18 protein-coding genes and 1 pseudogene are annotated in these 18,894 nt (G+C 60.3%); 2 read left to right on the forward strand and 17 right to left on the reverse strand.

The genetic code is table 11. From position 1 onward, the window contains the following. A partial coding sequence (locus FHT71_RS30110) for a transposase domain-containing protein (RefSeq protein ID WP_183723165.1) occupies nt 1–192 on the forward strand: 192 nt, incomplete at its 5' end. A 175-nt stretch (nt 193–367) separates the two neighbouring features. On the opposite strand, the pseudogene FHT71_RS32215 reads toward FHT71_RS30110, so the two are convergent. The 16 genes and pseudogenes from FHT71_RS32215 to FHT71_RS30190 form a co-directional block, all read right to left on the reverse strand. Continuing rightward, nucleotides 368–649 (reverse strand): annotated as a pseudogene (locus tag FHT71_RS32215) (helix-turn-helix domain-containing protein); the annotation flags it as partial. 80 nt (nt 650–729) lie between these two features. After that, nucleotides 730–2,022 (reverse strand): amidohydrolase family protein, encoded by a 1,293-nt coding sequence (locus tag FHT71_RS30120; protein ID WP_132593667.1) that lies wholly within the window; start codon nt 2,020–2,022, stop codon nt 730–732. A gap of 15 nt (nt 2,023–2,037) precedes the next feature. After that, entirely contained in the window at nt 2,038–2,979 is a 942-nt protein-coding gene (locus tag FHT71_RS30125) for an ABC transporter permease (RefSeq protein WP_183723167.1), read from the reverse strand. Then, entirely contained in the window at nt 2,967–4,025 is a 1,059-nt protein-coding gene (locus tag FHT71_RS30130; RefSeq protein WP_183723169.1) for an ABC transporter permease, read from the reverse strand. Before FHT71_RS30130 ends, FHT71_RS30125 begins: the two co-directional genes overlap by 13 nt. Continuing rightward, nucleotides 4,015–5,541, reverse strand: coding sequence for an ABC transporter ATP-binding protein (locus FHT71_RS30135; protein ID WP_183723171.1), 1,527 nt, complete (start codon nt 5,539–5,541; stop codon nt 4,015–4,017). Before FHT71_RS30135 ends, FHT71_RS30130 begins: the two co-directional genes overlap by 11 nt. Further along, a complete protein-coding gene (locus FHT71_RS30140) occupies nt 5,538–6,962 on the reverse strand; it encodes an amidase (protein ID WP_183723173.1) in 1,425 nt (474 codons plus the stop codon). The genes FHT71_RS30135 and FHT71_RS30140 overlap by 4 nt, the downstream gene beginning before the upstream one ends. Nucleotides 6,963–6,977: 15 nt before the next feature. Then, complete coding sequence (locus FHT71_RS30145; protein WP_132593657.1) at nt 6,978–7,964, reverse strand: BMP family protein; 987 nt, start codon at nt 7,962–7,964, stop codon at nt 6,978–6,980. Between the two features lie 477 nt (nt 7,965–8,441). Continuing rightward, nucleotides 8,442–9,353 carry an ABC transporter permease gene (locus tag FHT71_RS30150; RefSeq protein ID WP_007801382.1) on the reverse strand — a complete coding sequence of 304 codons (912 nt, stop codon included), beginning with the start codon at nt 9,351–9,353 and terminating at the stop codon, nt 8,442–8,444. Next, a complete protein-coding gene (locus FHT71_RS30155; RefSeq protein ID WP_132593655.1) occupies nt 9,350–10,450 on the reverse strand; it encodes an ABC transporter permease in 1,101 nt (366 codons plus the stop codon). The genes FHT71_RS30150 and FHT71_RS30155 overlap by 4 nt, the downstream gene beginning before the upstream one ends. Further along, the gene (locus FHT71_RS30160; RefSeq protein ID WP_132593653.1) at nt 10,447–11,970 is read right to left on the reverse strand and encodes an ABC transporter ATP-binding protein; all 1,524 of its coding nucleotides are present in this window, start codon (nt 11,968–11,970) and stop codon (nt 10,447–10,449) included. Before FHT71_RS30160 ends, FHT71_RS30155 begins: the two co-directional genes overlap by 4 nt. A gap of 3 nt (nt 11,971–11,973) precedes the next feature. Beyond that, nucleotides 11,974–13,071 carry a BMP family ABC transporter substrate-binding protein gene (locus tag FHT71_RS30165; RefSeq protein WP_132593651.1) on the reverse strand — a complete coding sequence of 366 codons (1,098 nt, stop codon included), beginning with the start codon at nt 13,069–13,071 and terminating at the stop codon, nt 11,974–11,976. A gap of 24 nt (nt 13,072–13,095) precedes the next feature. Then, nucleotides 13,096–14,475, reverse strand: coding sequence for an amidohydrolase (locus tag FHT71_RS30170; RefSeq protein WP_132593649.1), 1,380 nt, complete (start codon nt 14,473–14,475; stop codon nt 13,096–13,098). Nucleotide 14,476: 1 nt separating this feature from the next. Further along, complete coding sequence (locus FHT71_RS30175) at nt 14,477–15,136, reverse strand: glutathione S-transferase family protein (protein WP_132593647.1); 660 nt, start codon at nt 15,134–15,136, stop codon at nt 14,477–14,479. After that, nucleotides 15,133–15,978: an aromatic ring-hydroxylating dioxygenase subunit alpha gene (locus FHT71_RS30180; RefSeq protein ID WP_132593645.1), complete on the reverse strand. Its 846-nt coding sequence runs from the start codon at nt 15,976–15,978 to the stop codon at nt 15,133–15,135. The genes FHT71_RS30175 and FHT71_RS30180 overlap by 4 nt, the downstream gene beginning before the upstream one ends. After that, nucleotides 15,975–16,628 (reverse strand): Rieske 2Fe-2S domain-containing protein, encoded by a 654-nt coding sequence (locus tag FHT71_RS30185; RefSeq protein ID WP_132593643.1) that lies wholly within the window; start codon nt 16,626–16,628, stop codon nt 15,975–15,977. Before FHT71_RS30185 ends, FHT71_RS30180 begins: the two co-directional genes overlap by 4 nt. 153 nt (nt 16,629–16,781) lie before the next feature. Continuing rightward, nucleotides 16,782–17,057, reverse strand: coding sequence for an acylphosphatase (locus tag FHT71_RS30190; protein WP_132593641.1), 276 nt, complete (start codon nt 17,055–17,057; stop codon nt 16,782–16,784). A 345-nt stretch (nt 17,058–17,402) separates the two neighbouring features. Between FHT71_RS30190 and FHT71_RS30195 the strand changes: the two genes are divergently transcribed. Then, a complete protein-coding gene (locus FHT71_RS30195; protein ID WP_132593639.1) occupies nt 17,403–17,684 on the forward strand; it encodes a hypothetical protein in 282 nt (93 codons plus the stop codon). A 145-nt stretch (nt 17,685–17,829) separates the two neighbouring features. Here FHT71_RS30195 and FHT71_RS30200 read toward each other — a convergent pair whose 3' ends face one another. Next, nucleotides 17,830–18,849 carry a LacI family DNA-binding transcriptional regulator gene (locus FHT71_RS30200; protein WP_132593637.1) on the reverse strand — a complete coding sequence of 340 codons (1,020 nt, stop codon included), beginning with the start codon at nt 18,847–18,849 and terminating at the stop codon, nt 17,830–17,832. Between the last annotated feature and the right edge of the window lie 45 nt (nt 18,850–18,894).

The raw sequence follows: 18,894 nt of genomic DNA on the forward strand, positions 1-18,894 counted from the left end.
TTCAGCGATACCGCTGACGGAGCCAGGGCCAGCGCCGTGATCTACAGTCTCATGCTGACTTGCCGCGCCTGCGGCGTCGACCCGCTCGCCTGGCTACGCCACGTGCTCACTGAGTTGCCGCAGCGGGGCGAAGCGGCCGACATCGGCGACCTGCTGCCATTCAACTTCTCCAAGACTACTCCGGCCGGGTAGAGCGGGATCACGCTACCCCGCGTGGGCGTTCATCAGTCCCGCAGACGTCAATGCGCATCGAAAATCGCGCTTACCGCCAAGTCTCCAGCTCTTGCCGAAAACCTTCAGGCAGAAACCTCAAAATTCAGAAACACACGCAATCAACGGGATATAGGCGGCGCATTCCGATAGCCTGCGCCAAGGCTGCCCGCTGGCCATCGTTCAATCGTGACTGCGAGCCGGGACCCTTGCCATTGATCAGCCCTTCGGGGCCATGCGCGTTGAAGCGCATGACCCAATCCCGCACGATCTGAAGAGTAACGCTGCCACCCCGCGCCGCATCCGAGCGCGAACCGCCGTCATAGATCAAGGCAAGGGCCAAGAGACGCCGTGCCTAGCCGGCATCCTATGTCTGGCGTGCCAGACGCCGCCAACGCTCCCCGTCAAAATCTCCTCGTAATGAAATCGCTGAACCGATCGCAAACCTCCGGTTTGCACGATCGGTTGAGATTCATCACATTTGGGAAGCCCGTGCGTCAAATTCAGTGAGGAGCCGTATTACCTCTGGATGGGGACGAAGTCGACCCCACCGTCGATCCGTGAGGGCCTGCTATCGAGGAACAGCTCGCCAATGCGTGGCGCGGAGCGGGCAATGACTTTGCCACGTTTGATGACGGCCAAGCGATTAGGCTTCAGACGGAGAGCCTCAAGTGTGTCGGCGGCTTGCAGTACCACGAGATCGGCGTTGCAGCCCTTCTCCAGGCCGTAGCCCTCAAGGCCGAGCGTCTTGGCGGAGTTGACCGTCAGCGCATCGAAGATCCTCTTCCTGTCTTCGATGCTGGCCATCTGGGCGATATGGATCGCCATATGGCCAACTTCGAGCATGTCGCCCGACCCCATGGAATACCAGGGATCCATTACGCAATCATGACCGAACGAAACGTTGAGCCCCGCGTCCATCAGTTCACGCACGCGCGTCATGCCACGACGTTTCGGGTACGTATCGTGCCGGCCCTGCAGCATAATGTTGATCAGTGGGTTGGGAATGATGTTGATCTTTGCTTCCGCCATCAAGGGGATGAGCTTGGAGACATAGTAATTATCCATCGAATGCATCGAAGTCAGGTGCGAGCCGGCAACGCGGTTCTGTAGTCCGAACCGGATCGTTTCTGCTGCCAAGGTCTCGACGTGTCGCGACATCGGATCGTCGGTCTCGTCGCAATGCATATCGACGGGCAGGCCGCGATCGGCTGCTATCCTGCAAAGCGCTTCGACCGAGGCCCTGCCTTCATCCATGGTGCGCTCGAAATGCGGGATGCCGCCGACGATATCGATGCCCATGTCCAGCGCGCGTGTGAGCGAGGCCACCCCGTCCTTTGCACGAAAATAACCGTCCTGAGGGAAGGCGACGAGTTGCAGATCGATGTAGGGTTTGACCTTTTCCTTCACTTCGAGCAGCGCCTCGACCGTTACGAGCTTCGGGTCGGAGGTGTCGACATGGCTGCGGATGAACAGCAGCCCTTGCGTCACGGCAAGGTCGCAATAGCGCAGGGCTCGCTCGACGAGCTCCGCCTTCGTCACGATAGGGCGCAACTCTGCCCAAAGCGCGATGCCTTCCAGAAGTGTGCCGGAGACATTCATTCGCGGCAGGCCGAGTGAAAGCGTGGCATCCATATGGAAATGCGGATCGACGAAGGGCGGGCTCACCAGTCGGTTGGTTGCGTCGATCTCCTCTTTCGCCTCGGCCACAATCGAAGCTTCCACGGTAGTGATTTTGCCGTCCTTGATCGCGATATCGATACCTTTGCGCCCATTGGGCAGATTGCCATTGCGAACGATCAGGTCGAACATGAAAGGCTCCTCAAATTATCTTTCGCCGCGGCGGTAGGGTTGCATGAGTGCTTGTGGTACGCGAGCCCGCCTACTCATGACGGCGAGTGCAACGATGGACAGGATGTAGGGCGTCATCAAGAAAATCTGGTAGGGCACGCCTTGCACCGCTGTTTGTAGGCGCAGTTGGAAGGCGTCGAAAAAGGCAAAGAGCAGTGCTCCGAATAGAGCGCGGCCCGGCCGCCACGACGCAAAGACGATAAGCGCGATGCAGATCCAGCCGCGACCCTGTACCATGGTCGGAAAGAAACTGTTGAAGGCCGAAAGTGTCAGGAAGGCGCCGCCCATGCCCATCAGCGCGCTGCCGGCGATCACGGAGCCATAACGAACCCTCATCGGATTGAGCCCCTGGGCCTCGGCGGCATGCGGATTTTCGCCGGTCATGCGAATCGCAAGCCCGACCGGTGTGCGCATGAGGATATAGGCCATGATGAGCGCCACCAGGATCGCTAGGTAGGTCGGTGCCGTTTGTGTGAACAAGGCAGGGCCGACGAAGGGCAGGGTCGAAAATCCGGGAATGGCAACTGGCTGGAAGGGCACGATCGTCGGCGGCGTTCCCGCGACGGGAACGATCAGCCGGAAGATATAGTAGCTGAAGCTCGATGCGAAAAGCGTCACGCCTAGGCCCGAGACATGCTGAGACAATCCCAGCGTCACCGTCAATGCCGAATGCAGGAGGCCGAAGATGCCACCGGCAAGCGCCGCAATCAGAAGTCCCGTCCACAGATCGGCGCCGTGATAGACTGAAAGCCAACCGATCATCGCGCCGAACGTCATGATGCCTTCGATGCCGAGATTGAGAACGCCTGCCCGCTCGCACAGAAGCGCCCCGAGCGTGCCGAAGATCAGCGGCGTGGCGATGCGCAACACGGCGGCCCACAGGCCGGCGGAAGCGATGATGTCGATCAATGTGCCCATCGGCGGATCCTGTATTGCGTGAAAAACAACGCGATCAGCATGGTCAGCAGCGACAAGGCAACCGTGACATCTGCGATATAGGTGGGAATGCCGAGGCTGCGGCTCATGCCGTCGGCGCCAACGAACATCGTTGCAGTGAAGATTGCCGCGAGCACGACACCAAGCGGATTAAGGTTAGCAAGCATGGCGACGACAATGCCGGCGTAGCCGAAGCCCGGTGACAGGTCCGTCGTGACATAGCCCTTGACGCCCATCACCTCGATTGCACCAGCAAGGCCTGCCAGCCCGCCTGAGAGGCAGGCGACTTTTACGAGCGTCGCTGCGAGTTGAACGCCGGCAAAGGCAGCGCCCGAAGGATTGAGCCCGGCTGCCCGCGATTGCATGCCGAAGACCGTGCGCGATTGGATGAAATAGACGATCGCAGCAAGCGCCACCGCAATTGCAAAGCCGATATGAAGGCGCGAGCGGGCAATCAGCTTCGGTAGCATGGCGTGATCGACAACGCCTTGAGATTGCGGCCAGCCGAACGCCATGGGATCCTTCAGTACACCATCGATCAGCATGGAGACGAATAGCACGGCGATGAAATTGAGGATGAGGCTTGTGACGACTTCGTCGACGGAAAAGCGAAGCCGCAACCAGAGCGGAACAAGGATCAGTATCATTCCGGCGATGGCGCCGATGATCAATAACAGCGGGATCAGGATCAGGGCAGGCAGGCTGCCGAGCATTTTCGAGCCGCAAGCTGCGACTGCGACCGCGCCGAAATAAAATTGCCCCTCGGCGCCGATATTCCAGACGCGGGCGCGAAAGGCGACTGCCGCTGCCAGTCCCGTCAGGATCAGTGGTGTTGCGCGGGTCAGCGTTTCCGTGGCTGAAAGTCGCGAGCCGAAGGCGCCCAGCAAGATGCGCCGGTAGGCTTCGAAGACCGGCGCACCTGCAATGGCGATCAGGATGCCTGCCAATACCAGGGCCGCCACGATCGCAAGCAGGGGGGCAAGGACCATCATATAGAGCGGGCGGTATTCGCGCGGTTCAAATCGCATGCTCGGCCCCGCTCTCGTCTTTCCATTCCCCAGACATCATAAGCCCCAAAAGGCGTGCATTTGTCTGATCCGCGTTGATCGGTGCCGAAAGGCGACCGCCAACAATCGCCTGTATGCGATCGGCCAAGGCAATGACTTCATCCAGGTCCTCCGAAATCAACAGCACGGCGGTACCCTGGCGGCGCGCTTCCAGGATACGGCTGTGAACTGCGGCAACAGCCCCCTCATCAAGCCCTCGCGCCGGCTGGGCGGCGATCAGGATGCGCGGGGGCTCGTAAAGATTGCGACCGAGGATCAGCTTCTGCATGTTGCCGCCGGACAGAAGCCGGGTACGGCTGGCGGGATTTCCTCCGCGCACATCGAACGTGTCGATGATCTGCTGTGCAAAGGCCATGCCGGCCTTGCGGTCGACCAGTCCGCTTTTCGAAAAGGATGACAGACGCTCCAGAATGGCGTTTTCCCAGATCGCCATCTCGCCGATTGCTCCGTCCCGGTTGCGGTCCTCGGGAATGCGCCCGATGCCAGCGCCGACGACGGCGGCTACATCCAGATCGTCCATGGGCTTGCCGAACAGCAGCAGCTCGCCTGCCGAATGAGATAGGGTGCCGGAGAGGATTTTACCCAATGCCGCCTGACCGTTGCCCGATACGCCGATGATACCAAGAACCTCGCCCGCGTGCAGGTGGAAGCTCACTCTTTTCAGTCGCTCGACACCACCAATCTTCACTGTGAGGTCGCGTGCCTCCAGCGCAATCTCGCCCGGTACGTTCGCTTCGCGGGTAGGCCGCGTCACACGATGGCCAACCATGAGTTCCGCAAGCTCGGCCTTGCTGGTCTGTGATGCTTGTCGCTCGGCTGCAACTTTCCCGCCACGCAGGACAACGATACGGTCAGCGGTCGCCATGACCTCATCGAGCTTGTGGGAGATGAAGATCAATGACAGGCCTTGTGCGGCCATCTGTTTCAGCGTCGAGAAGAGCGTTTCGGTTTCAATCTGTGTGAGAACGGCGGTCGGCTCGTCGAGGATCAGGATGCGTGCATCGGTATAGAGTGCCTTGAGGATTTCCACGCGCTGTTGCTCGCCAACCGAGAGGTCGCCGAGGCGTGCGTCGGGATCGACTTTAAGGCCGAAACGCTCGGCGATTGCCAACAGCTTCTTACGGGCCGTATTCGTCTGCGATCGGAGCGACCAGAGCGTCTGCGTGCCGGTCATTACGTTTTCAAGAACGGTCAAATTGGGGGCGAGGGAAAAATGCTGGTGGACCATGCCGACGCCGGCCCGGATCGCGGCGCGGGGCTTGCCCTGCGGCAGCTCCACATTGTCGATGAGTATGCGGCCGGTATCGGGCACATAGTGGCCAAAGAGAATGCTCATCAGCGTCGTCTTGCCGGCGCCATTCTCGCCGAGCAAGGCGACGATTTCGCCCCTCGCCAAGGTCAGCGAAATATTGTCGTTGGCAACGGTGCGGCCGAACCGTTTGCTGACGCCGTCGATCATGAGGACGAGTGTGTTCATGCGACAAGCCCTGCGATCGGGTAGCGGTGCTGCCAACGGCCATCCGCTTCAAGATTTGCCGCAAGCGACAACAAGAGCGCCTCCTTGCCCATTGGCGCCATGATCTGGACTGGCAAGGGCAGGTTGTCGGCGTCCGTGCCGAAGGGAAGGGTTATGGCCGGAAAGCCCGAAACATTGGCCAGCGATGCCAAGGGAGCGAAAGTTGCCATGCGCTCGAGATGCAGATCGGTATCGAAGTGATTTGTCGGGAAGGAGCCAATCGGTGGTGGAGCCGCCGACAGCATGGGCATGACAATGACATCGACCGTGTCGAAGGCCTCCCACAAGACGCGACTTGCCTGTACCGCACCATTGAGGGAGTTCCAAAGAGCCGTTGCCGGCATGGCGCGTCCACGCGTGACGAAAGCCTGCGTCATTGCTTCGGCTGCCACAATATCCAGTTCGAGGCCGTTTACCAAGCCGGCGATATTGACAGAAACAATGTCGCCGAACGCTCGAGTGCTGGCTGTTACTGCTTCCTGGAATTGAACCCAGCCGAGTGCGATGAGCCGATGTCGCTGCCTTTCAAGATGCTTCGCAGCCGCTTCCACGGCCTGCAGCCGATCGTTTGCGATCGGATAGCGATCGCCCGCATCTGTCAGCAGACCGATCCGAAGGGGGGCGGCTTGCGCGTCGGGTTGTGGAATGTCGGCGAACGGTCCCCTCGCGTTGCCGGAGACGGCGTCGAAAATCCGGGCCGTGTCGCGCACGGAACGTGTGACGGCGAGTTCGCTGGCAATGCCGCCGAGATGATTGCCGAAGGAGGGGCCGGCAGGTACAGCGCCGCGGGTCGGTTTCAGGCCGACCAGACCACAACATGCGGCTGGCACACGGATCGAGCCGCCCGCGTCCGTCGCATGTGCGATCGCAACGATGCCGGCGGCGGTGGCTGCTGCCGCGCCGCCGGAGGAGCCGCCCGCAGTGCGGGTCGGATCCAATGGATTGCGACAGATCGGACCTATCGCCGGCTCGCAAGCGAGCGAAAGGCCGAATTCCGGGCTGGTGCTCAATCCGAACGGGCAGAGACCGGCGCTGCGAAATCGGCTGGCAAGATCGCTGTCTACACCTTTGCCTTTACGCCTGAACAGACGTGACCCGGCCGCCACCGGCAGTCCCGCAAAGGGACCACCGAGATCCTTGGCAATCGTCGGCACGCCGGCGAACCGCCGCGTTGCAAAGTGCTCCGGTTGTTCCAGCGCTTCCCGGTCCATGGCCTGCGCGGCGCGGCGTCCCATTTCGGGATCGAGATAGGCTATGGCGCCGATGGCTTCATACGTCGCACAAGCGGCAAGGGATGCCTGCATGGCATCCATGCAGGCAAGCTTGCCGGATTTGATGGCGCCGGCCAGCTCTGTGGCATCGGCGGATAACGGGCTGCTCATGACAGAGCCGATTGGCTACTTCGGTTGATCTGTAATCTTCGGTACTTCGAAGGCGCCTGCTTTGATATCGGCGCGAACCTTCTCCATAGCGGCTTCGGCTTCCGCGGGCGCAACACCCTTGCTGTAGACGATGTCGCTTCCGCCTTCCTTCATTAGGCCATAGGCCGTGTAGTTGCGGCCAACCGGTTTGCCGGCGACGACATTGGCGATCGCTGCGTCGAGAATGGGACGGAAGTACCACATGGCATTGGCAAAGACCGTATCGGGATAGCGCGGCGTGTAATCGATGAGTGATCCCACGGATTTGATATTGCGCTCCTTGGCAGCGTCGGCAGTGCCGATGCGCTCACCGAAGAGAACGTCGGCACCGGCATCGATCTGTGCGAGGCCCGCCTCGCGCGCCTTCGGCGGATCGAAGAAGGTGCCGATGAAAGAGACCAGATGCTTGCAGTCCGGGTTGACCGCCTTCACGCCTGCGGCGAAGGCATTGATCAGCATATTGACTTCGGGGATCGGAATGGCGCCAACGGAGCCGACGATATTGGACTTGGTCATCTTGCCCGCCAGCATGCCGGCGAGATAGGCGCCGTCATAGTTCCAAGTGCCGAAGACGCCAAAATTGCTGCCCGCTGCTTCGCCGCTGGATCCAAGAACGAAGGCTGTGTCCGGATAGTCGGCCGCAACTTGGCGTGCTTCCTTTTCCACGGCATAGGCCTCGCCTATAATGAGCTTGTTGCCCTGTTCGGCATATTCGCGCATCGCGCGCGGATAGTCCGTGCCCGAGACACCTTCGGAAAAGACGTACTCTATGAGACCTTCCTTGGCCGCGTCCTGAAGCGCCTTATGAAGACAGGAGTTCCAGGCGTTTTCGACCGGGGATGCGTGAATGCCAGCGACTTTGAGTGGTGCCGCGGCGCGCGCAACCGATGCGAAAGCGCTGACACCGAGCGCAAGGCCGGAAGCAATGACTGCTCGGCGTGACAATATGATTTCATTGGACATTTTGTGTTCCCCTGGTTTTTGATCATTTGGTAAAAACCATAGGAGGAGGCCAAAAAAGTGTCAAGTAATCGGTATGCTCAAATTATATGCTGTCGCTCGGCGGTTATTGAGGATGTGCCTGCTTCGGTTAGGTTCGGCATCTAAGGATGAGATTTCGCGCGACCGGATCCTCAAATCGGCTGCAATCGCGCCAACAGGATCCATGCACTCTTTGGATGTTATACGTCGGCTTCGGTAGTTCACCCTTGTTGCCGTCGGTCACGAACGCCAACGATGCCGCTGCCCCGATCGAGTGGCACCGGCTGAAAGTAGGATCGACGCTTCGCGGCAAATCAAGGAACGGTGGCAGGCTGTCCTCGACGTCCGAGGAGACCGCATGGTCCTGCGCGAGCTCGGCGCCTGCCCGTGGGCCGCCATGGGCAGGCGCGCGCCGAGCAGTCCCGCTAGGGCTGGAATGCGATCCGCTTTGCGTTTTGCCTAACGTTCGAAGGGTTCGCCGAGCGAGGCGACGCCGTTCAGCTTCAGCAGGCGACGATCTGCCGAAATGATGCCGAGCACGATGATGGTGACGAGATAGGGCAGGCTCGCCAACAGCTGCGATGGAACATTCAGCCCCGTCGCCTGGGCCGCCAGGCTCATGAGTGATACGGCCCCAAAGAGGCATGCTCCGAGGAAAATCCGACCGGTAAGCCAGGTTCCGAAGACGACGAGTGCGATAGCGATCCAGCCACGTCCGGCGATCATCCCGTCAGCCCAGAGCGGGGTGTAGACAATTGCCGCATAGGCGCCAGCAAAGCCGGCCATCGCGCCGCCAAAGGCGACGGCAGCAAATCGAACGGCGATGACGTGATAGCCAATGGCGTGGGCGGCCTTGGGATTTTCACCGACGGCGCGCACAACGAGGCCGATCTTCGAATAGGCAAACATCGCCCAGATGGTGACTGTTGCTGCAATCGACAGCCACACGACGATGTCCTGAACGAAGAGCCCGCCGACAATTGGAATGTCCGACAGCCCAGGGATTGAGAGTTTCGGGAGCCCTTTGACCGTCAGGCTCTCATAGGTCTTTCCGAACAGCGCGGAGAGACCCTGGCCAAGGATGCCGATCGCCAGACCCGTTGCCACCTGGTTGGCGCGAAAGCCAAGAGTGATGGCCGCGAAGATCAGGGCGAGGACAGCGCTGCCAAGTCCCGCAGCCACGAACCCCAGAAAATGCCCTCCACCGTGATAGACGACGATGAACGCGAGCGCTGCCCCGAGAGCCATCAGTCCTTCCACGCCAAGGTTGAGGACCCCGGCACGCTCGACCACCAACTCGCCGAGCGCGGCCAGGAGAAACGGCGTCGCAGCCGCCAGCATGCCGGCAAGAATGAACTCGATGGCGTTCATGGCTGACCCCGATAGGCGGCCCGCCGCCACTCGAAACGATACCGAACGAAGGCGATGGCAACCAGATAGGCGAGCAGGAGACTGCCCTGGAAAACACGCACAGCAGCGATCGGCAGGTTTGCCGACACCATGGCGTTGTCGCCGCCGATATAGAGCGCGGCCATGAACAAGGCGGAGACGACAATGCCGATCGGATGCAGGCCGCCGAGGTAGGCAACGATGATGGCGGAATAGCCGTAGCCGGTCGAGATCGATCGCTGCAGCTGCCCTAGGGGGCCCGCGACCTCGGCTGCGCCGGCAAGGCCGGCTGCGCAGCCGCCGATCAACAGGGATAACCATATTGCTCGGCTCTCCTTGAACCCGGCATAGCCGGCGGCGCGCGGCGCCAGGCCGCCGACCTGGAGCTTGTACCCGGCAAAGCTCTTCTGCATGAAGACCCAGGCAGCCAATGAAAGGGCGATGGCGATCACGAGGGAAACATTGACGCGCGTCCCGGAAACCAGGATCGGCACCATCGCGTCATACTGGAACATCACGGATTGAGGGAAGTTGAAGCCGTTCGGGTCCTTCCAGGGTCCCAGAAGCAGGTAATTCAGAAGCTGCGCGGCGACGAGACTGAGCATCAGCGAAACGAGGATCTCGTTTGCATTGAGCCTCACGCGCCAGAATGCCGTCAAAGAAGCCCACAAGGCACCGCCGAGCACGCCGAGGATCAGCATCAGCGGCCATATCCACTGCCCGGTTGCCTCAGGAAACCAGATGGGGATTGCGGAGGCGAAAATGGCGCCCAGAATGAACTGGCCCTCGGCGCCGATGTTGAAGACCTTGGCGCGAAAGCCGATCGCCAGACCCTGGGCGATGAGCAGAAGTGGGCCGGCTTTCAACAGCACTTCCGAAAACGACGCCCAGGAGAGGAACGGTTCGAGAAGCATTGCATAAAACACATCGACCGGATTGCGGCCCATCAGCACGTAGAGGCCGAGATTGAGCACGGTGGTCACCGACAAGGCGATGAAGGGTGCAGCCAAGGTTGCCGCAAGCGAAGCGCGCTCCCGGCGGACAAGCGTGGGCAAAAAGGTAGCGGACAGGGCGCTCATGCGATGACTTTCTCGGCGGCGGGCCGTGCGCCGATCATGTAGCGGCCAATGTCCTCGGGCCGGGTATCGCGCGTTACGAGCGGCGGGCTCAGCGTGCCGTGGTACAGAACCTGGATGAAGTCACAGAGCTCGAAGAGCTCCTCAAGTTCCTCGGAAATGACGAGAATGGCCGTACCCTCGTTGCGCAATGCGACCAGTCGCCGGCGCACGGCGGAGGCGGCACCGATATCGACGCCCCAGGTCGGTTGCGCGACGAAGAGCAGCTTGGGCGCCAGCATGATTTCCCGACCGACGATGAACTTCTGCAGATTGCCGCCCGAAAGGGCACCCGCTTCGGCATCCGGGCCGAGAGTGCGGACATCGTACTGGCGAATGCAATCACTGGTGAAGGCGGTTGCCTTCTCCTTGTCGATCAAACCGTGCCGCAAGAGGTTCAAAGGGTGAGCCGTCAGCAAGCTGTTGAGAACGAGCGACATTTCAGGGACCGCACCGCGCCCCAGCCGATCCTCCGGAACGAATGCAAATCCGAGCTGGCGCCGGGCAGCTGCATCGAGCCTGCCCACGTCCTGCCCCATCATATAGATTCTGTCGCGCTGTTCTTTCGGTAGAACGGCCTCGCCGGAGATCAGCGAGGCGAGCTCGCTCTGCCCGTTGCCCGAGACGCCCGCAATGCCGATGATCTCGCCGGCACGCACCGTAAGCGTGATGTCGGACAGGGGCACGGCAAAGGGATCGTCGGGGCGATGGTCCAGGCCAATGATCTCAAGTCGCTTCTCGCCGCCAGACAGCGGCACCGCTGGCATCGGCTCGGGCATGTCGCGACCGATCATCATCCGGGCAAGATCATGGGCGTCGTGTTCGCGCGGATCGACATGTCCGGTGACACGCCCGCCGCGCAGGATCGTCGCCCTGTCGCAGATGGCGCGGATTTCCTCGAGTTTGTGCGAAATGAAGAGGATCGACACGCCGCCGTCGCGCAGCCGGCGCAAGGTATCGAAGAGCTTTTCGACCAACTGTGGAGGTAAAACGGACGTGGGCTCGTCGAGGATCAGCAGCCGTGGATTGGTCATCAGGCTGCGGATGATCTCCACGCGCTGCCGCTCGCCCACGGAAAGTACGTGCACATGGGCGAGTGGATCGACCTGAAGGCCGAAGTCACGGCCCAACGCGCGGATGCGTTGTATGAGGTCGGCTTTCTTGCCTGCAACGACCAGCTGAATGTTTTCCACGACAGTCAGCGTCTCGAACAGCGAAAAGTGCTGGAAGACCATGCCGATCCCCTTGCGCCTTGCCTCTGCAGGCGAGGCGAAGGTCAAAGGCTCGCCCTCCCAGACAACGGTTCCGCTGTCTGGCTGCTCGACGCCGTAGATCATCTTCATCAGCGTCGATTTGCCGGCCCCGTTTTCCCCGAGAACTGCATGGATCGACCGCGGTGCTACGTCCAGATCGATGCCCTGGTTGGCATGAATCTGGCCATAGCTCTTCGAGATGCCGCGAAGCGATAGGAGTGGGGCCGTCATGGCTTACTTCGGCAGAGGCGTGGTCACGCCCTTGACGTGCCAATCCATGGCGACGATTTCGGCCTCCGTCATGGTTTTGCCGGAGGCCACGCCTTCGCTGCCGTCGGCCTTGGTGATCGGCCCGGTGAAAGGCGAAAGGCTTCCATCGGCGATCTTTGTCTCTGCGGCCTTGATCTTGGTCATCGTATCGGCCGGGATCGAGGGGCTCCAGTCAACGACCTCGACAACCTTGTCCCCGACACCAAGGAAGGTATTGGCGCCCTTGAATGTGCCGGCGAGATGAGCATCGACTGAGGCCTTGAAGAAGGGCGACCAGTCGGTCGAAACGCATCCGAGGTAGGTCTTCGGGGCGTAGCTCTTCATCGACGAGTTGAGGTTGAAGGAATAGACGCCGGCTTCCTCACATGCCGAAATAACAGAAGGTGTGTCCTGCGCATTGGAGAAGATCACGTCACATTTTTGTGCGATCAGGGCCTTGGCCGCTTCCTGCTCCTTGGCCGGGTCGAACCAGGAGTTCACCCAGACGACGGAAACCTCGATATCGGGGTTTACTGCCTGAGCACCCAGCGTGAACGCGTTGATGGAGGTGATCAACTCGGGGATGGCGAAGGCGGAAACCGAACCGAGCTTGCCGGTCTTGGAAAGCGCAGCAGCAGCCATGCCGAGCAGATAGGTTCCTTGGAAATACTTGGCCGCGAAGGGTGAGAAGTTGGGAGCCACCTGGAAGCCCGATGCATGCAGTACGGTGACTTGAGGATTGCGACGAGCGATCTGCAAGGCACCGTTCTGATATCCGAAGGAACCTGCGATCAGGAATTTGTTCCCGTCTGCGACCGTCTTGTTCATGATCCGGTCGGCATCCGGGCCCTCCGGAATATTCTCAACGACAGTCACCTTGACCTTGTCGCCATAGGCGGCCTTGATCGGCTCAAGGCCGGCGGCAAGCGCGTGCCCCCAGCCGACGTCGCCGATCGGTGAAGGGACGACAAGCGTGATGCCGAGCGGTTCATCGGCTGCCAGCGCCGAACGACCTCCAAAGGCACCGGCGAGGCCGACAGCTGCGGCGCCCTGCATCAATGTTCTGCGAGTGATCTGTGTCATGGTTTGGTTCCCCTTTTTGGTGTTCTAGAATTCCACGGTTGCGAGAGCTGCCTCGGCCTCGGCAAACAGCCGAGCTTCATCAAGGCCCACGAATTCGCCTTTCTCCCAGACGATGCGGCCGTTGATCATCGTCAGATCCGCCGGCATACCGATGCCGACCTTGGCAATCAGGCTCAGCGGATCGTGTCGTGTTCCGACGTAGTCCATCCGCCGGGTGTCGATCGCAAAGAGGTCAGCGGCCATACCTGGCGCAAGTCGACCAATGTCGCGACGGCCGAGCAGGGCAGCCCCGCCAGTTGTTGCGTAACCGAGGAAATCGACCGGAGGCGGAACGGGATGCTGGCGCGTTGATGCGGTCAGGCACTGCAGCATGTAGGCAGAGTGCACGCAATGCATCAGGTTTGAATTGTCGTTCGAGGCTGCTCCGTCGCAACCGAGTCCGACGCGCATGCCGAATGCCGCCATGGCGGGGATATCGGTCACCTCGGCACCGACCAGATAGACCGGCTCAGGGCAATGCGAGAGGCCGGTGCCGCTTGTTGCCATCTTGCGAAGTTCGTCGTGCGTCAACTCCCAGCAATGGGCGTAGAAGGCATCCGGACCGGCAAAGCCGAGTTCCGCGCAATAATCGACGGTGCGCATTCCATGGCGGGCCGCGATGACCGCACTTTCGCCCTCGCCAATATGCGTATGCATCTGGACGCCGCGATCGCGTGCCAATGCGACCGACTCGACGAACGTCTCACGGTAGCAATTGACCGGCTGGCAGGGTGCCACCACCACCTGGCGCATGCTGAAGGGGCTGGCGTCGTGGTAGGTGTCGATCAGGCGTGCGCAATCACCAATGAACTCGTCCGTCGTCTCCAGCATGGCATCCGGAATGGTCGAGCCTTCGGACTTCGGCAAGGTGTTGCCGCCACGACCGGCATGGAAACGCATGCCCAGGAGATCTGCTGCCTCGAACTGACGGTCGATCAGCCGCTTGCCGGCATGCCGTGGGAAGCAATACTGGTGATCGAAGGCCGTGGTACAGCCATGCTTGATCATCTCGGCCATCGCGGTCACCGAGGAATGATAGAAGCAATCCTCGTTCAGCCGCGAGAAGATCGGATAGATGCGGTCAAGCCACTCGATGACGGAAAGCTTTGTCCAATCGAGATCTGCGCGGTTGCGCACGAAGCACTGGAAGAAGTGATGGTGCGTATTGACGAGCCCTGGATAGACGAACCAGCCCGTGGCGTCTTGAACCGTGGTGCCGAACGGCAGTTCGCTCTGGTCGAGATTTTCGCCGATGGCCTTTATCGCCGGGCCAGTCGTCAGAATATCGACATTGCGATGGACCGTCGGCCCCCTGTTGTCGTTGACGATGACGGCTGCACAGTTCTTTAAGAGGTAGCCGGCCATCTTATTCCTCGCCCGGTGCGATCTGTGGCTCGGGCTTCAACTCGTGCAGCCGGTGTATGCCTGGCATCTCGATGAACGCGTCGAGCGCGCGTACGGCACGGGACCAGAGGCGTATCGCGGGATAGGGATCGAGCGAAACGCCACCGTCCGGCGCGAGCGCGACATAGGGAAAGCAGGCGATGTCGGCCACTGTCGGGCGATCTGACGCGAGGAACCGCTTGCCGCACAGGCTCTGTTCGACGAGCCCCGCTTCCAGTTCGCGCAGCGCCGCGATGCCCTGCGCCTGAAGCGTCGCGATATTTCCCGGGCTTCGCAACATCTCATGAAGACGTGCGCCACCAAGGCTCGCGGTCAGCCGATGCGAGAAGGAAAGCCACTGCTGCACTCGGGCGGCTTCGTCGGCTGTCGCGCCACCCAACCATTCAGGCGCGCTTTTTGCGGCGAGATAAACCAGCATCGCCGATGATTCTGTCAGAAGAAGATTACCGTCTTCCAGGATCGGGATGGAGCCGGCAGGGTTGAGCGCCATGAGTTCGGGGCCGCGGTGCTCGCCGCCCGGATGAAAATCCACCGGTCTGATATCGAGCTTAACGCCTGTGAGTGCCGCCATCAGGCGCACTTTGTAGCAACTGGGAGAAAGGATGTAGTCGTAGAGCTTCATTGCGCCACCAGCTGCGCGCCATAGGTGTAGTTGTGCCGTTTCAGCCAGCGTCGATACGCGACCGACGTCAGGTCGGCACGTGTGGGAATCTCCATCCCGGGATCGAGCGGTAGAAGACGCGGGATCTGGTTTTCCAGGATCGATCGGTCCTGCAGGAAGATCGTCTGCTGAAAGTGAATGAGGTCGGTCATCGACGTGTCGTCGTCAAACAGTGCCATCCACGGCCAAACGTCGCATAGATCTTCTGCCAACGGTTGCACAAAGAGGGTGATGACATCCCACTCGCTGGGGCGGGGCGGGCAGGTCTTGTAGAGCACCGAGCAGGTCGGGGCTGGCACACGATACATGTATTCCGTAGTGATGCCGCCGCTTGCCGACTTCGCTGCCTGCGGCTGATAGAACTTCACCTGGGTTGCCCAGACCTCGTCTTCGACGTCCCGGATTTCGACCTTGTAGTTCTGAACCTCCGTGTGCGGCTCTGCGCCAAGGATATCCGTGTGCACGAACGGGAAATGCGCAATGTCGAGAAAGTTCTCGACCGCGCGAAGCGGTGAGCAGCGCACCCGCACGACGCCGACATCGACAAACCGGCGACCCGGCTGGTCGGCCTCGGGGATGGCGAAGAGCTCCTTCTGGGGAGCGCCAAGAGACGACCAAACGTGTCCGTAGCGAACGCGGACAGGCAACTCGCGCCCCGTGTGAGACGTCACCTTTGCATTTCCGTCGGCTGCGATCGAGACCTCGATCGGTTCGCCCATCAAGGCGGTTTTGTATGCACTCTTGCTTAGTTGGCTGAAGAGGGCGACGGGGTACCACTCGTTGAGCATAGCTCCCTGTGTCATGCGCTGATCCCTTTCGCCTGGAGACCCTCGGCTTTCCGGCGCAAGGCTTCCGCGGCGCGTGACGCTAGGATGCGGTTCAAGGGAGTAGCATTGCCCTCGATAAAGACATGAACGAGCGTCTGATCAGGCTCCTGTTCGACGAGCAAAAAACCGATCTCTTTCGAATGAAGCGACTGGCGAAGAAAGCCGTTGGCATTCTTCTTTGTGCCGGCCGCAGCCTCGATAGCAGCAATGCCGGCCTGAGCTGTCAACGAGCGTAGGGGAACGAAGCCGTCAAATCGTGGCGGTTGATCCGTGGGTTCTCCAACGGCCACCCAGATCACCCCGTCGGCTTCCTCGATCTGTTGTGTTGCGACGCGGATCGTTTCCGGCGGCGTAAGGCCGGGATGCGCCGGAATACGCAGACAGTTTCCGGCCTGTGCGTAACTCCAGCCATGATAGATGCAGGACAGAGCCTCGCCGCGGACAAAGCCATGTGAGAGACGCATGCCACGATGAGGACAGCGATCTGCCGAAGCTGCAGGGCGCCCCGAATCACTTCTCCAGAGGGCGATCGATCCGGCTGACGTGCGCGCCGGCATTACCGTTCCTGACGGCAAATCCGCGGAAAGGGCGACTGGCGTCCAAATGCCCGTCGTATCGGATTGCATAGCTAAACTTTCTTAGCATTATCAATATATTGCCTGCGTCAGGCACGACGCCAAGATCCCTGGCTTGTTGCAGGCGACCATCACGTTTGCATAATAATTTCGCATTGGCAACGCTGATTAAATAAGGGGCAGTGGAAAATCGAACGGTCGTCGCTATCCCTGATTTTCGTCGTTCACGACCGGCGTGCGGAGTATCGTTTCCACCCAGACATCAATGGGCCCGAGCGAGCACCCCATCTCCATCATATCGATCAATTCCACCGGCCCGGCGACTTCCAGTTCGACCAAATTGGCACTGGTGTGAGATATGGCCTGCGACAGGCCAAGCTTTGCCGCGTGACGGCGAATCCAGGGAATGAAGGAAGCGGCCTCAAGGTCGCCGACGATCGTTATCCGTTCCTGCAGGTGGCTTTGATGCTGTTCCATCATGAAAGTCTCGCGCTGGCGCCTCGATGACAGCATAGCGTCTAAATGAGCTTTCGAAAGCCCCACGATACGCTTGCGTACAGGTGGCGGTTCGCATCGAAACGAAGGTTCGCCCTGCCGAAATTCCGTTCACCTGCTTCTGGAGGCGGCCAGCCATCGATGGCGGCGGTCTCGCCGGTGACCGCGGTTTTTGACATGCGCCGGCTGCATGAAAGCCATGCCTTGTCTCGACGCGCCTCGGTGTCCATTTAAGGGTGAGGCGATCCTCGCCTTACATGCCCGCCAATGAGAAAGATTTTGTAGCGGCTGCAAGGCCGCTTGGCGGCTATGTGCGTTTGGGAGCTCTCGATGCAGGAACCTGGCAAGACACTTGACGAAATGACGCTGCGGGAACGATCGAACATTATGTCGATAGTCGCGGAAGCGCTGGAAGAGACTGCAGGACAGGCACAAGAAATCGGTGACATCCGCTATGCCGCCAATTCGAGCTGTCTTGCGCACACGATCCGCGGACTTGTCAGCGATCTCTCGCCACGTGAGCTGAAGGCGGCGACCATTCTCCTGGAGCAAGGGATCTCGCTCGTTGCTTCGTTCGAGAACCGGATGCGCGGTGGAAGCACCCTGCAATAGTCGTGAGGCGAAGTCGCACGCCGGTTTGTCCGCTACCGTCTCGAGTGTCACCGTCCAAGCGAACCACGCAAAAGTGCGCGTTTCTTTCTCGGTGAGAAATTGTGGCCGGCCCGACCGACGGCTCTTGGTGTGGATTTGCCAAGCATCATAGACTGCCGCGTATCTCCACGTGAGGTTCGATCAGTACGTGTCGAACATCTTCGCGGCCGTCGATACGGCTCAGGAGCGTCTCCGCAGCCGTGCGACCCAGTTGAGCGGCATTTTGGTCTACGCTGGTCAGCCCGACGAGAGGTATGGCGGCGAACGGAGAATTGTCGTAGCCGACGATGGCGAGGTCTTCGGGAACGCGTATGCCATTGGTTCTGGCCGCGTTGAGGAGTGGGACGGCATCAAGATCCGACCAGACGAATACCGCGCGGGGGCGATCTTGCGCTGACAGGAAATTATCAATCGCGACCTTTCGGTCCGTCGCAACAGGCGGCAACCGAATGATCCGGCTTTGCAGACCGGCTTGCTTCATTGCTTCGACATAGCCCATTTCGCGCTGAACGGCGACGACCGACGCAGGCGAGTCCAGGAGATCATAGCTCACCATGGCTATGTCGCGATAACCTTGGCGCAGTGCAGCTTCGACTGCCAGGCACCCACCCTTCCGATCGTCGGAGTTGACAGTGTCGTAGGTCTCAGCCTGGGGCTCGTGATGCGCGATCACAACGATGGGGATTTGACGAGCGTAGCGCTCCAGGACCTTTCCAGAAATCCGCGGGGCTACGATCAACACCCCATCCATCCGATTGTCGATCATGGATTCGATCATCGAAGCCTCGATCGGGCTTGCTGAGCGCCCGAGCCCGATGAGCGATTTGTAGCTGCTTTCCGACAATGCGGTGTTGGCGCTTTCAATGACGCCGGCCAGGAACGTGTTGGACAGTTCTATCACGAGAACGCCGATCGTGTAGGTGCGACCGCGCATTCCCCGAGCGGCCACAGAGGGGCGGTAATTCAGCTTCTCGATCGACGTCTCGACCTTGTGCCGCAGAATGTCGCTGACGCCATAGGCGTTGCGGAGCACTTTGGAGACCGCCGCGACGGAAACGCCCGCATCCTTTGCCACATGGCGGATGGTGATCCTCTCGTGCGGCGCGTCAACTAACTGATTTGTCATTATAAAGTGTCTCGTTTTCTGCTTTTCCGAAATTATAGGCATAAA

It is taken from the genome of Rhizobium sp. BK060 (assembly GCF_014193145.1).
Taxonomy (GTDB): Bacteria; Pseudomonadota; Alphaproteobacteria; order Rhizobiales; family Rhizobiaceae; genus Rhizobium.